Origin of the sequence: Streptomyces sp. NPDC096176, from assembly GCF_044763255.1 — a bacterium.
Taxonomy (GTDB): domain Bacteria; phylum Actinomycetota; class Actinomycetes; order Streptomycetales; family Streptomycetaceae; genus Streptomyces.
Genome location: NZ_JBIWFV010000019.1, coordinates 1 through 12,371, shown reverse-complemented (window position 1 = coordinate 12,371; position 12,371 = coordinate 1). Strand labels below are relative to the sequence as shown.

The 12,371-nt window shown below is 70.4% G+C and carries 12 protein-coding genes; 5 read left to right on the top strand and 7 right to left on the bottom strand.

Translation table 11 applies throughout. The features are described from left to right. Nucleotides 1–10: 10 nt before the first annotated feature. Nucleotides 11–1,003 carry a magnesium/cobalt transporter CorA gene (gene corA / locus ACIQ7Q_RS32805; RefSeq protein ID WP_403870382.1) on the bottom strand — a complete coding sequence of 331 codons (993 nt, stop codon included), beginning with the start codon at nucleotides 1,001–1,003 and terminating at the stop codon, nucleotides 11–13. A 68-nt stretch (nucleotides 1,004–1,071) separates the two neighbouring features. Here corA and ACIQ7Q_RS32800 point away from each other — a divergent pair, with 68 nt between their 5' ends. From ACIQ7Q_RS32800 to mshC, 4 genes are all read left to right on the top strand, one after another. After that, nucleotides 1,072–1,773 carry a histidine phosphatase family protein gene (locus ACIQ7Q_RS32800; RefSeq protein WP_403870380.1) on the top strand — a complete coding sequence of 234 codons (702 nt, stop codon included), beginning with the start codon at nucleotides 1,072–1,074 and terminating at the stop codon, nucleotides 1,771–1,773. Nucleotides 1,774–1,902: 129 nt separating this feature from the next. Further along, a complete protein-coding gene (locus ACIQ7Q_RS32795) occupies nucleotides 1,903–2,493 on the top strand; it encodes a DUF3090 domain-containing protein (RefSeq protein WP_403870377.1) in 591 nt (196 codons plus the stop codon). Continuing rightward, complete coding sequence (locus ACIQ7Q_RS32790; protein WP_403870374.1) at nucleotides 2,457–3,284, top strand: SCO1664 family protein; 828 nt, start codon at nucleotides 2,457–2,459, stop codon at nucleotides 3,282–3,284. The genes ACIQ7Q_RS32795 and ACIQ7Q_RS32790 overlap by 37 nt, the downstream gene beginning before the upstream one ends. A gap of 92 nt (nucleotides 3,285–3,376) precedes the next feature. Continuing rightward, nucleotides 3,377–4,606: a cysteine--1-D-myo-inosityl 2-amino-2-deoxy-alpha-D-glucopyranoside ligase gene (gene mshC / locus ACIQ7Q_RS32785; RefSeq protein ID WP_403870371.1), complete on the top strand. Its 1,230-nt coding sequence runs from the start codon at nucleotides 3,377–3,379 to the stop codon at nucleotides 4,604–4,606. A gap of 233 nt (nucleotides 4,607–4,839) precedes the next feature. On the opposite strand, the gene ACIQ7Q_RS32780 is transcribed toward mshC, so the two are convergent. The 6 genes from ACIQ7Q_RS32780 to ACIQ7Q_RS32755 form a co-directional block, all read right to left on the bottom strand. After that, nucleotides 4,840–5,943, bottom strand: coding sequence for a PAC2 family protein (locus ACIQ7Q_RS32780; protein WP_403870368.1), 1,104 nt, complete (start codon nucleotides 5,941–5,943; stop codon nucleotides 4,840–4,842). Nucleotides 5,944–6,117: 174 nt separating this feature from the next. After that, nucleotides 6,118–6,792, bottom strand: coding sequence for a FadR/GntR family transcriptional regulator (locus ACIQ7Q_RS32775; RefSeq protein WP_403870365.1), 675 nt, complete (start codon nucleotides 6,790–6,792; stop codon nucleotides 6,118–6,120). Between the two features lie 104 nt (nucleotides 6,793–6,896). Continuing rightward, entirely contained in the window at nucleotides 6,897–8,525 is a 1,629-nt protein-coding gene (locus tag ACIQ7Q_RS32770; RefSeq protein WP_403870362.1) for an FAD-dependent oxidoreductase, read from the bottom strand. A 12-nt stretch (nucleotides 8,526–8,537) separates the two neighbouring features. Next, nucleotides 8,538–10,064 carry a glycerol kinase GlpK gene (gene glpK / locus ACIQ7Q_RS32765; protein WP_403870360.1) on the bottom strand — a complete coding sequence of 509 codons (1,527 nt, stop codon included), beginning with the start codon at nucleotides 10,062–10,064 and terminating at the stop codon, nucleotides 8,538–8,540. Nucleotides 10,065–10,117: 53 nt separating this feature from the next. Continuing rightward, entirely contained in the window at nucleotides 10,118–10,909 is a 792-nt protein-coding gene (locus tag ACIQ7Q_RS32760) for an MIP/aquaporin family protein (RefSeq protein WP_403870357.1), read from the bottom strand. 234 nt (nucleotides 10,910–11,143) lie between these two features. Then, nucleotides 11,144–11,908 (bottom strand): IclR family transcriptional regulator, encoded by a 765-nt coding sequence (locus ACIQ7Q_RS32755; RefSeq protein ID WP_403870354.1) that lies wholly within the window; start codon nucleotides 11,906–11,908, stop codon nucleotides 11,144–11,146. 239 nt (nucleotides 11,909–12,147) lie between these two features. Between ACIQ7Q_RS32755 and ACIQ7Q_RS32750 the strand changes: the two genes are divergently transcribed. Then, the coding region (locus tag ACIQ7Q_RS32750; RefSeq protein ID WP_403870351.1) for a homocysteine S-methyltransferase family protein at nucleotides 12,148–12,371 on the top strand (224 nt) is incomplete at its 3' end.

Below are 12,371 nucleotides of genomic sequence, written 5' to 3'. Positions count from 1 at the left end.
CGCGGCGGTGTCAGAGCCAGCCGCGCCGTTTGAACAGCCGGTACAGCCCGACGACCGCGACCGCCATGAGCAGCACCGTCGCCGGATACGCCCACGGCTGCTTCAGTTCCCACATGTACTCGAAGTTCATGCCGTAGATCCCCGCCACCATCGTCGGCACGGCCGCCATGGCCGCCCACGCCGAGATCTTGCGCATGTCGTCGTTCTGCCGGACGCCCATCTGCGCGAGGTGGGCGGACAGGATGTCCGACAGCAGCCGGTCCAGCCCCTCCACCTGCTCGTTCGCCCGCGTCAGATGGTCGCTCACATCGCGGAAGAACGGCTGCGCATGCTCATGGACGAACGGCACCCCCGCGCCGGCCAGCCGCGCCATGGGCGCCGCCAACGGTCCGGCCGCGCGGCGGAACTCGAGCAGCTGCCGCTTGAAGGTGTAGATCCGCGCCGCGGTGTTCTTCGCGTCCAGGCGAGCCGGTTCGAAGACCTCGGTCTCCATCTCCTCGAGGTCCACCTGGAGCTCGGCGGCGACGTCGAGGTAGTGGTCGACGATCGCGTCGCTGATCGCGTAGAGCACCGCCGTCGGCCCGTGCCGGAGTACGGCGGGCTCGGCCTCCAGCCGTTCGCGCACGTCGTGCAGCGGGGCACCCTCGCCGTGCCGGACGGTCACCACGAACGAGTCGCCTATGAAGACCATCAGCTCGCTCGTGGTGACGGAGTCGCTCTCCGGCTCGTACACCACGGGTTTGAGCACGACGAACAGCGAGTCGTCGTACACCTCGAGCTTGGGCCGCTGATGTGCCGTGAGTGCGTCCTCGACGGCGAGCGGGTGCAGCGCGAACTCGTCGGCGACATGGTCGAACTCGTCCGCCGTCGGCTCGTGCAGCCCGATCCACAGGAACGCGTCACCGGTGGCCCGTGCCTTGTCGAGGGCATCGGAGAAGTCGGATGGGCCCTCGGTGCGGCACCCGTCTCGGTAAATGGCACAGTCCACAATCACGGCGCGCATTCTTCCCTGCCCGCCCCCGGAGCACACCCCCGGCCCGCCCGGCAGGCGCTGAACGTAGGCTGGCCCCCATGGCCACGCTGATCCTCGTACGCCACGGACGTTCCACCGCCAACACCGAGGGGGTGCTCGCCGGCTGGACACCAGGGGTCCGCCTCGACGAGCGCGGAGCCGCACAGGCGGCCGCCCTGCCCGGACGGCTCGCCGGTGTGCCGATAGCGGCAGTGGTCTCCAGCCCGCTGGAGCGCTGCCGGGAGACCCTCGCCCCGCTCCTGGAGGCCCGGCCGGAGCTCCGCATGGAGACCGACGAGCGTATCGGCGAGTGCCACTACGGGGACTGGTCGGGGCGCAAGCTCAGTGAGCTGGCCGGCGAGCCCCTGATGGAGGTCGTCCAGCACCACCCGTCCGCGGCGTCCTTCCCCGGCGGCGAGTCCATGCGCGCCATGCAAGGCCGCGCGGTCGACGCGGTGCGGGACTGGAACGCGCGCGTCGACGAGACGCACGGCGAGGGTGCCGCCTTTGTGATGTGCTCGCACGGGGACATCATCAAGTCCCTGGTGGCGGACGCTCTCGGCCTGCATCTCGACCTGTTCCAGCGCATCCACGTCGAGCCGTGCTCCGTCACCGCGATCCGCTACACCCGCACCCGGCCGTTCCTGCTGCGCCTCGGTGACACCGGGGAGCTGGGCTCCCTGGCACCCCGCGCGGAAGGCCCCGAGGAGAAGGGCGACAGCGGCGACGCGGTCGTCGGTGGCGGTGCGGGCGCACCGTGATCGCTCCGCGCAGTAGGGTGGACGGGCCGAAAAGCTGAGTACCCGCACGAGGCAGAGACCACCCCGCGGACCGACGCGGAATCCGACGCAGAAACCGACCGATCCTTTCGATCCCAAGGGAGACAGAACGTGTCCCGTCAGGTGTTCCTCTACGACCCGCCGGAGCGCTTCGTGGCCGGTACGGTCGGGCTGCCTGGCCGCCGTACGTTCTTCCTACAGGCCTCCGCCGCAGGGCGCGTGACCAGCGTCGCTCTGGAGAAGACACAGGTCGCCGCCCTCGCCGAGCGGATTGACGAACTGCTGGACGAAGTGGTGCGCCGCACCGGGGGCAACGCGCCGGTGCCGGCCGTCGCCCCCGCGGACGTCTCCGACACCGCGCCGCTCGACAACCCGGTCGAGGAGGAGTTCCGCGTCGGCACGATGGCGCTGGCGTGGGACGGCGAGGAACAGCGCATGATCGTCGAGGCGCAGGCGCTCGTGGAACTCGAGGCGGACTCCGACGAGGACCTCGCGGAGGCCGAGGAGCGGCTGCTGCAGGACGAGGAGAACGGCCCGCCGATGCTTCGTGTGCGCCTCACCGGCGCACAGGCCAGGGCGTTCGCCAAGCGCGCACTGGACGTGGTGAACGCCGGCCGGCCGCCGTGCCCGCTGTGCAGCCTGCCTCTGGATCCGGAAGGACATGTATGCCCGCGGCAGAACGGATACCGACGGGGCGCCTGAGCACGACCGACGTGCTCGCGACCCTGTCGAAGGGTGAGCTGACGGTCCGCGGACGGGTGCGTGAGGCGTCGAACGCGGTGCTGTACTGCACGGCCTCCCACGAGGGTGAGGAAGTCCACTGCGTCTACAAACCCATCGTCGGCGAGCGCCCGCTGTGGGACTTCCCCGACGGCACCCTCGCGCAGCGCGAGGTGGCGGCGTACGAACTGTCCGAGGCGACCGGCTGGGGTCTTGTGCCGCCCACCGTCCTGCGCGACGGCCCCTACGGCGAGGGCATGGTCCAGCTGTGGATCGAGGCGGATCCCGAGGCCGCGCTCCTGGCGCTCGTCGAGGACGAGGAGCCGGGGGACGGTTGGAGGGCGGTCGGCTTCGCCGACATCGGCGAGGGCCGCACGGCGCTGCTCGTCCACGCGGACGACGTACGGCTGCGCAGGCTCGCGGTGCTCGACGCGGTGATCAACAACGGCGACCGAAAGGGCGGGCACCTGCTGCCCACGGCCGACGGCACGCTCTACGCGATCGACCACGGCGTCACCTTCAACGTCGACGACAAGCTCCGCACGCTGCTGTGGGGGTGGGCGGGGGAGCCGTTGCCCGCGGAGGCGACGGCCGCACTGGCGGCCCTGGGTGCCGCGCTCTCCGACAGCGGAGCACTGGCCACCCGGCTGGCGGAACTGCTCACCGCGGCCGAGGTCGCCGCCGTACGCGAACGGGTGGCGGCACTGCTCGCGTCCGGCAGGCACCCGGAGCCCTCGGGGGACTGGCCGGCAGTCCCCTGGCCGCCCGTCTAGACACAGCGCGGCCGGAAGCACAAGAGCGCCCAAACGGCCAGGACCAGTGATCCGGTTCGTATGCGGAAGCTCCGTCCGGTTAGGCTCATGACATGCATGCCTGGCCCGCTTCTGAGGTCCCCGCCCTGCCTGGCAAGGGCCGCGACCTCCGGATCCACGACACCGCGACCGACGGTCTGGTGACCCTCGACCCCGGTCCCGTCGCCCGTATCTACGTCTGCGGCATCACACCGTACGACGCGACCCACATGGGTCACGCGGCGACCTACAACGCGTTCGACCTTGTGCAGCGCGTGTGGCTCGACACCAAGCGGCAGGTTCACTACGTCCAGAACGTGACGGACGTGGACGATCCCTTGCTCGAGCGCGCGATCCGCGACGGGCACGACTGGACGGATCTCGCGGAGCGCGAGACCGCCCTGTTCCGCGAGGACATGACCGCGCTGCGGATGCTGCCGCCGCAGCACTACATCGGCGCGGTCGAGGCGATACCGGGGATCGTCCCGCTCGTCGAGCGGCTCCGCGACGTCGGCGCCGCCTACGAACTCGAGGGCGACGTCTACTTCTCCGTCGAGTCCGACCCGCACTTCGGCGAGGTCTCCCGCCTCGACGCCGAAGCCATGCGGCTGCTCTCCGCGGAGCGCGGCGGCGACCCCGACCGACCCGGCAAGAAGAACCCGCTCGACCCGATGCTGTGGACGGCCGCCCGCGAGGGCGAGCCGAGCTGGGACGGCGGCTCGCTCGGCCGCGGCCGCCCCGGCTGGCACATCGAGTGTGTCGCCATCGCGCTCGACCACCTCGGCATGGGCTTCGACGTGCAGGGCGGCGGCTCCGATCTCGCCTTCCCGCACCACGAGATGGGCGCCTCGCACGCCCAGGCGCTCACCGGTGAGTACCCGTTCGCCAAGGCGTACGTGCACGCCGGCATGGTCGCCCTCAACGGCGAGAAGATGTCCAAGTCCAAGGGCAACCTCGTCTTCGTCTCCAAGCTGCGGCGCGACGGCGTCGACCCCGCCGCCATAAGGCTGGCGCTGCTCTCCCACCACTACCGGGCCGACTGGGAGTGGACCGACGCGGTGCTCCAGGACGCGGTGGAGCGTCTCGCGCGCTGGCGCGCGGCCGTGTCCCGTCCTGACGGACCGTCCGCCGAAGCGCTGGTCGAGGAGATCCGCGAGGCTCTCTCCGACGATCTCGACGCACCCTCGGCGCTCGCGGCGGTGGACCGATGGGCCGCGCTCCAGCAGTCCACGGGCGGCACGGACGAAGGCGCGCCCGGGATGGTCTCCAGGGCGGTCGACGCTCTGCTTGGCGTCGCGCTGTAACTGGCCTCGCTGCAACCCGCCTTCGCTGCAACTCGTCTTCAGGGCCCCGCCCGGCACCCAGAGGTGTCGGGTGGGGCCCTGGGCTTTCGCGTGGGCCCTGTCGCTCCGGTCACGGCCGGGTGAGCCGCCGCCACTTCTGCGCCCTCTTACGGAAGTTGAACGTCCCTGAGAAAGCGGAGCGGGGTGGCGCCGGTCGTCCGGCGCCACCCCGCTCCGTCTGCGCCCCCTACGGCTCAGCTCTCCGACGATCCCGGGGTGTCGCCGCTGCTGCCGTCGTCCTCGCGGTCGTTGCGCCCGCCGTCGCCGTCGCCGTCGCCGTCTTCGCCGCTGTCCGCGGCGCGGGGTGGCTGCTCCCCGGTGTCGCCGCCGGACTCCGCGGGCGTGCCCGTGCCCATCTCCGGCTTCGGAGGCAGCGGGGGCTTGGTGCGGCCGCTCGCCGGGTCGCGCAGATACGAGCTGCCCTCACCGCCGTCCGTCGCGTGACCGCCGGGCCCTCCGCCGTCACGCCGGCGCAGATACCGCTCGAACTCGCGGGCGATGGCCTCACCGGACGCCTCGGGCAGCTCCGCGGTGTCGCGGGCCTCCTCCAGCGTCTGGACGTACTCGGCGACTTCGCTGTCCTCCGCGGCCAGTTGGTCGACTCCAAGCTGCCAGGCCCGGGCGTCCTCCGCGAGTTCGCCCAGCGGGATACGTACGCCGATGAGGTCCTCGAGCCGGTTGAGCAGGGCCAGCGTCGCCTTGGGGTTGGGCGGCTGCGAGACGTAGTGCGGCACGGCCGCCCACAGGCTCACGGCCGGCACGCCGGCATGGGTGCAGGCCTCCTGGAGGATGCCGACGATGCCCGTCGGCCCCTCGTACCGGGTCTCCTCGAGGTCCATCGTCCTCGCCAGGTCCGGATCCGAGGTGATCCCGCTGACCGGGACCGGGCGGGTGTGCGGGGTGTCGCCGAGCAGTGCGCCGAGGATCACCACCATCTCGACGCCCAGTTCATGGGCGAAGCCCAGGATCTCGTTGCAGAACGAGCGCCAGCGCATGGACGGTTCGATGCCCCGGACCAGTACGAGGTCGCGAGGCTTGTCGCCGCCGATCCGGACCACGGAGAGCCGTGTGGTGGGCCAGGTGATCTTCCGTACTCCGCCGTCCAGCCACACCGTGGGCCGGTTGACCTGGAAGTCGTAGTAGTCCTCGGCGTCGAGCGCCGCGAACACCTCGCCCTTCCACTCCCGGTCCAGGTGTGCGACCGCGGTGGAGGCGGCGTCGCCTGCGTCGTTCCAGCCCTCGAACGCGGCCACCATGACCGGGTCGATCAGCTCGGGCACCCCCTCGAGCTCGATCACCCAGTGCCTCCTTCCGAAGTTCCCTTTCGTACGCCCCAACCTTACGGCTTTCCCCGTCCCGCACCGCAGCCCCCGTGCACGGCTGGGTGAACTTGGGTGCGGTCGCACAAACATCGCAGCGCCGGGCACGGAACTCGCGGATTCATCCGAGCTGTGTGGCGAAACTTCGGGGCGCTACAGCGTGCAGCGGAGCCACTGCTCGACGCCTGCGACATGCACCGTCGCCCACGACCGCGCCGCCTCCCCGTCCCCGTCGCGCAGCGCCGACAGGATCGCCCGGTGCTCGTGGAGCGTGCGGCTGACCGCGTCCTCCTGGGTGACGCCGAGCCAGATTCGAGCGCTTGTGGTCGGCCCGGAGAGGCCGCCCAGCAGTGAGCGGAGCACCGAATTGCCCGACGCCTGAGCGATGCCCCGGTGGAAGTCCAGATCCGCCGCGACGAGTTCCTCGACGGACGGCTCGGTGCCGAGTGCGTCGAGCTGCGCGTCGAGTGCGTCCAGTTCGGCAGCGGAGATCCGGCTCGCCGCCATCGCCGTGGCGGCAGGTTCCAGGATGCGGCGCACGGCGAGGAACTCAAGCACCGTGTCGTCGTCCCGGTGGAAGTCGACGACGAGGCCCAGTGCCTCCAACAGCAGTTGGGGGTCCATGCTCGTGACGTATGTGCCGTCGCCCTGGCGTACATCGAGGACGCGGATGAGCGACAGCGCACGCACCGCCTCGCGCAACGAGTTGCGGGACAGGCCGAGTTGGGCCGCGAGCTCGCTCTCCTTCGGCAGGCGGTCGCCGGGGCGCAGCGCGCCGGAGACGATCATCCCCTTGATCTTCTCGATGGCCTCGTCGGTCACTGCCATGGCGTCGTACCCTCACCACACGGAAGACAGACATCGGATGTCTGAGCCTACAACGAGGGCGGCCCCGGGGGGCCGCCCTCGTGCGTGACGGGAAACGAACCGGATCAGGCCTTGCGACCCAGCACGTCCTCGACCCGGCCGCGGATCTCGTCCGTCGCGAGACCGCGGATCGTCAGCGTCGTACGGCGGCGCAGTACGTCGTCCGCCGTCTCGGCCCACTCGTGGTCGCGGGCGTACACGACCTGTGCCCAGATCTCCGGCGCGTCCGGGTGGATGCGTTCGGCCAGCGCCGGGTCCTCGTTGGCGAGGCGGGCGATGTCGAACGACAGCGAGCCGTAGTGGGTGGCGAGGTGACGGGCCGTGTCGGCCGCCATCCGCGGGCCGGGGGTGCCCCCGTCGACCAGCAGACGGTGCGCGACCGCGTTCGGGTTGGCGATACCGGGCAGCGGGAGCTTCTTCGGCAGGTGCGCGATCGGCTCCATGTCCTCGGCGAGCGGGCGGCCCGGCAGGGTCGCCAGCTTGTTCATCACCGTGCGGCCGATGTGGCGGAACGTCGTCCACTTGCCGCCGGCCACCGACAGCATCCCGCCGCGGCCCTCGGTCACGACCGTCTCGCGCTTGGCCTTGGACGTGTCGCCGGGTCCGCCGGGCAGCACGCGCAGACCCGCGAACGAGTACGTGATCAGGTCGCGGGACAGCTGCTGGTCCCGGATCGAGAACGCGGCCTCGTCCAGGATCTGCGTGACGTCCTTGTCGTTGACCGCGACATCCGCCGGGTCGCCCTCGAACTCCTCGTCGGTCGTGCCCAGCAGCAGCATGTCCTCCCACGGCAGGGCGAACGTGATGCGGTACTTGTCGATGGGCGTCGCGAGCGCGGCCCTCCACGGCGAGGTGCGCTTGAGCACCAGGTGCGCACCCTTGGACAACCGGATCGACGGGGCCGCCTCCGGGTCCTCCAGCCTGCGCAGGTGGTCGACCCAGGGGCCGGTGGCGTTGAGCACCAGGCGGGCGGTGACGCCGAACTCGGTGCCGTCAGTACGGTCCTTGAGCTCCGCGCCGGTCACCCGGCCCCGGGTGAAGCGCAACCCGGTGACCTCGGCGTGGTTGAGGACGGTCGCGCCCGACTCGACGGCCGCGCGGACCGTCATCAGCGCCATGCGCGAGTCGTTCATCTGGTCGTCGCCGTAGACGGCGACGGCCTTCAGGTTCTCCGTACGCAGCTCCGGCACGTCCCGCTGCGCCTTCGCCGCCGATATGACGTGGCCGACGCCGTCACCGAACGCGGAGAGCGCCGAATAGGCGAAGACGCCCGCGCCGAGCTTCGCCGCGCCGTGCGGCCCGCCCTTGTAGACGGGCAGGTAGAAGGTGAGCGGGTTGGCGAGGTGCGGGGCCACCTGGCGGGAGACCGCGCGCCGCTCGAAGTGATTCTCCGCCACCAGCTTCACCGCGCCGGTCTGCAGGTAGCGCAGACCGCCGTGGAGGAGCTTGGAGGAGGCGGAGGAGGTGGCGCCGGCGAAGTCGCCGGCGTCCACCAGGGCCACCCGCAGCCCGGACTGCGCGGCGTGCCAGGCGGTGGAGATGCCCAGGATGCCGCCGCCGATCACCAGGAGGTCGTACGTCGCCTTGGAAAGCTGCTCCCGAGTTTCGGCGCGGCCCGCTGCTTTGAGGGAAGACACAGCCGAGCCGGAGGCCGGGTGCGTCCCAGGGGCGGGGACGCTCTGCAGGGTGGTCATTCTTGCTCCTCGTCAGTTTTCCTCGTCGAGCCAGCCCATGGTCCGCTCCACGGCCTTGAGCCAGCTCTTGTACTCGCTGTCACGCTTGTCAGCGTCCATGCGGGGGGTCCACTCGGCGGCCCTGCGCCAGTTGGCGCGCAGCGCGTCGGTGTCCGGCCAGAAGCCGACGGCCAGGCCGGCGGCGTAGGCGGCGCCGAGGCAGGTCGTCTCGGCGACCATCGGGCGCACGACCGGTGCGTCCAGGAAGTCCGAGAGGGTCTGCATCAGCAGGTTGTTGGAGGTCATGCCGCCGTCGACCTTGAGTGCGGTCAGCTCGACGCCGGAGTCCTTCGTCATGGCGTCGGTGATCTCTCGGGTCTGCCAGGCGGTGGCCTCGAGAACGGCGCGGGCGATGTGCGCCTTGGTGACGTACCGGGTCAGTCCGGCGATCACACCGCGGGCGTCGGAGCGCCAGTACGGGGCGAACAGGCCGGAGAAGGCCGGCACGAAGTAGGCGCCGCCGTTGTCCTCGACCGAGGACGCGAGGGTCTCGATCTCGGCGGCCGAGTTGATCAGGCCCATCTGGTCGCGCATCCACTGCACCAGCGAGCCGGTGACGGCGATCGAGCCCTCGAGGGCGTACACCGCCTTCTGGTCGCCGATGCGGTAGCCGACAGTGGTCAGCAGGCCGTTGTAGGAGTTGACGGGCTCGTCACCGGTGTTCATCAGCATGAAGGTGCCGGTGCCGTAGGTGGACTTGGCCTCGCCCTTCCCATAGCAGGTCTGGCCGAACAGGGCCGCCTGCTGGTCGCCGAGTGCGGAGGCGACCGGGATGCCGTCCAGGGCGCCGCCCTTGGCGAGCCCGTACACCTCGGCGGAGGACCGGATCTCCGGCAGGATCGCCGCCGGGACCTCCATGGACTGCAGGATCTTGTCGTCCCACTCCATGGTGTGGAGGTTCATCAGCATGGTGCGCGAGGCGTTGGTGACGTCGGTGACGTGCACTCCGCCGTCGACTCCGCCGGTCAGGTTCCAGATGACCCAGGAGTCCATGGTGCCGAAGAGGATCTCGCCACGCTCGGCGCGCTCCCGCAGGCCCTCGACGTTGTCGAGCAGCCAGCGGGCCTTCGGACCGGCGAAGTAGGAGGCAAGCGGCAGGCCGGTCTCACGACGGAAGCGGTCCTGGCCGACGTTGCGTCCCAGTTCCTTGCACAGGGCGTCGGTGCGGGTGTCCTGCCAGACGATGGCGTTGTGGACGGGCTCACCGGTGTTCTTGTCCCACAGCAGCGTCGTTTCGCGCTGGTTGGTGATGCCGATGGCCTTGACGTCGGCGGAGGTGATGCCCGCCTTCTCGATGGCGCCGGCCACGACCTCCTGGACGTTGGTCCAGATCTCGGCGGCGTCGTGCTCCACCCAGCCCGGCTTCGGGAAGATCTGCTCGTGCTCCTTCTGGTCGACGGAGACGATCCGGCCGTCCTTGTCGAAGACGATGCAGCGGCTGGAGGTGGTGCCCTGGTCGATGGCCGCGATGAACGGGCCGGTGGTGTGTGCGTCGGTCACGGTCTGCTCCTGCTCGGGTCTGTCGTGTATACGGCTCGTGCTGCTCGAACGGCTCAGGCGAACGCGATGTTGTAGATACCCGCGGCGATGGTTGCACCGATCAGCGGACCGGCGACGGGTATCCAGGCGTAGCTCCAGTCGGAGCCGCCCTTGTTCGGCAGCGGGAGCAGGGCGTGCACGATGCGCGGGCCCAGGTCGCGGGCGGGGTTGATGGCGTACCCGGTGGGGCCGCCGAGCGAGAGACCGATGCCGACGACGACGAGGGCGACCATGAGTCCGCCGAGCGGGCCGAGGCCCTTGCCGCTGTCGTTGAGGCCCTGCGTGAGCACTGCGAGGACGAGCACGGCCGTGCCGATGATCTCGGTCGCGAGGTTCTGCCAGACGTTGCGGATCTCGGGGCCGGTGGAGAAGACGCCGAGCACGGGGCCGGCCTTGCCGCTGCCCTCCGCGTGCGGGCCTTCGATCGCCTTGTCGGCCGGGTCGCCCACGATCTCGCGGTCCGTGAGGTGCGCGTGGAACTGGCCGTAGTAGGCGACCCAGACGAGAGCCGCACCGATCATGGCGCCGAGGAGCTGGCCCGCGATGTAGACGGGGACGGTGCCCCAGTCGTTGTCCTTGATCGCTATGCCGAGGGTCACGGCCGGGTTGAGGTGGGCGCCGGAAAGGGCTCCGGTCATGTAGACCGCGGTCAGGACCGCGAAGCCCCACCCGAAGGTGATGGCCAGCCAGCCGGCGTTCTGAGCCTTCGAGCGCTTGAGCACGACGGCGGCGACGACGCCACCGCCGAGCAGGATGAGAACGGCGGTACCGATGATCTCGCCGATGAAGATGTCGGAGTTGGACACCCGCGACTCCTTTGTCCTTCGTCCAGGGGGAAGGCGAACCCCGGGTCCCTCCGGTGGTCCGCGCCCTCAGCAGAGGGCGTTCTCCCGGCCTGGCGTTGCCATACTCTAGCGTGTATTGCCGTTAGCTGTTCGACAATGCCGACCGGTGAACGGCAGTTTTGTCCTCCGGTAAACATGGCGTCAAGGGTTGCGTCGGGCGAAAACCGGATCGTTACCGGCGACGCGGCCGAGCGATCAGAAGCGCCCGGCCCCGAGGTCCCTGGAAACCGCGCGAGCGCAGTCCCGTACCGCCGCCACCAGCTCGGAACGCAGTTCTCCGTCGTTGCACACGCGCTCGACGGCGCCCGTGATGGCAACCGCCCCCACCGGCATGCGGCGCCGGTCGTGGATCGGGGCGGCGACGGCGGCCACGCCCTCCCAGGTCTCCTCCACATCGGCCGCCCAGCCGCGGGCCCTGGCGTGCTCGAGTACTGACTCGAATCCCTCGGGGTCGGTGACCGTATTCGGTGTGAAGGCCTTGCGCTCGACCTCCAGCGCCTCTGTGTGCGCCACTGGGTCGTAGGCCGCCAGTACCTTGCCGAGGGCGGTGGAGTGCAACGGCTGCATGGCTCCCACCTCAAGGACCTGCCGGCTGTCGTCGGGCCGGAAGACGTGGTGCACGACCAGCACGCCGTGCTGGTGCAGAACGCCGAGGTGGACGCTCTCGCCGCTGGACCGGGCGAGGTCGTCGGTCCAGACGAGGGCGCGGGCCCGCAGCTCGTGGACGTCGAGATAGCTGTTGCCGAGCCGCAGGAGCTCCGCGCCCAGCTGGTAGCGGCCGGAGGCGGCGTCCTGCTCGACAAAACCCTCCGACTGAAGGGTGCGCAGGATGCCGTGGGCCGTACCCTTGGCGAGATCCAGTGACGACGCGATGTCCGACAGGCCCAGACGCCGCTCACCGCCCGCGAGCAGCCGCAGCATGGCAGCCGCGCGCTCGAGCGACTGGATGTTCTTCGCCATCGGATCGGCCCTTCTCCACGCGGTTCGACAATGCTGAACACTATCGGTCGATGCCGACCTTGGTCACGGCGGACCGAGTATCTCGTGCCGCAGGTCAGTGAAAAAGCCGCTGAGCCGGACTCAGTCCGGCCCGTGGGACGCCTCCGCCCCCGACGGGCCCGCACCGCTACGCTGGCTGCGTGCGCCTTCCCCCCGGAAGCCGCAAAGCCGACAGCCGTCGCATCCCAGGGAGCACATCCATGGCCTCGTTGCCGACCCCCTCCGCTGACAGCCGGACCCGTATCGACGCCCTGCGCCAGGCGCTCGCCACCCGGGTGGTGGTGGCCGACGGGGCGATGGGCACCATGCTGCAGGCCCAGGACCCGACGCTCGAGGACTTCCAGGACCTCGAGGGCTGCAACGAGGTCCTCAACGTCACCCGGCCCGACATCGTCCGCTCCGTCCACGAGGCGTACTACGCGGT

What these genes read in the sequence shown, in the direction of transcription:
- corA (WP_403870382.1), bottom strand. Translation starts at nt 1,003, where the DNA reads ATGCGCGCCGTGATTGTGGACTGTGCCATTTACCGAGACGGGTGCCGC.
- ACIQ7Q_RS32800 (WP_403870380.1), top strand. Translation starts at nt 1,072, where the DNA reads ATGGCCACGCTGATCCTCGTACGCCACGGACGTTCCACCGCCAACACC.
- ACIQ7Q_RS32790 (WP_403870374.1), top strand. Translation starts at nt 2,457, where the DNA reads ATGCCCGCGGCAGAACGGATACCGACGGGGCGCCTGAGCACGACCGAC.
- mshC (WP_403870371.1), top strand. Translation starts at nt 3,377, where the DNA reads ATGCATGCCTGGCCCGCTTCTGAGGTCCCCGCCCTGCCTGGCAAGGGC.
- ACIQ7Q_RS32775 (WP_403870365.1), bottom strand. Translation starts at nt 6,792, where the DNA reads ATGGCAGTGACCGACGAGGCCATCGAGAAGATCAAGGGGATGATCGTC.
- ACIQ7Q_RS32770 (WP_403870362.1), bottom strand. Translation starts at nt 8,525, where the DNA reads ATGACCACCCTGCAGAGCGTCCCCGCCCCTGGGACGCACCCGGCCTCC.
- ACIQ7Q_RS32755 (WP_403870354.1), bottom strand. Translation starts at nt 11,908, where the DNA reads ATGGCGAAGAACATCCAGTCGCTCGAGCGCGCGGCTGCCATGCTGCGG.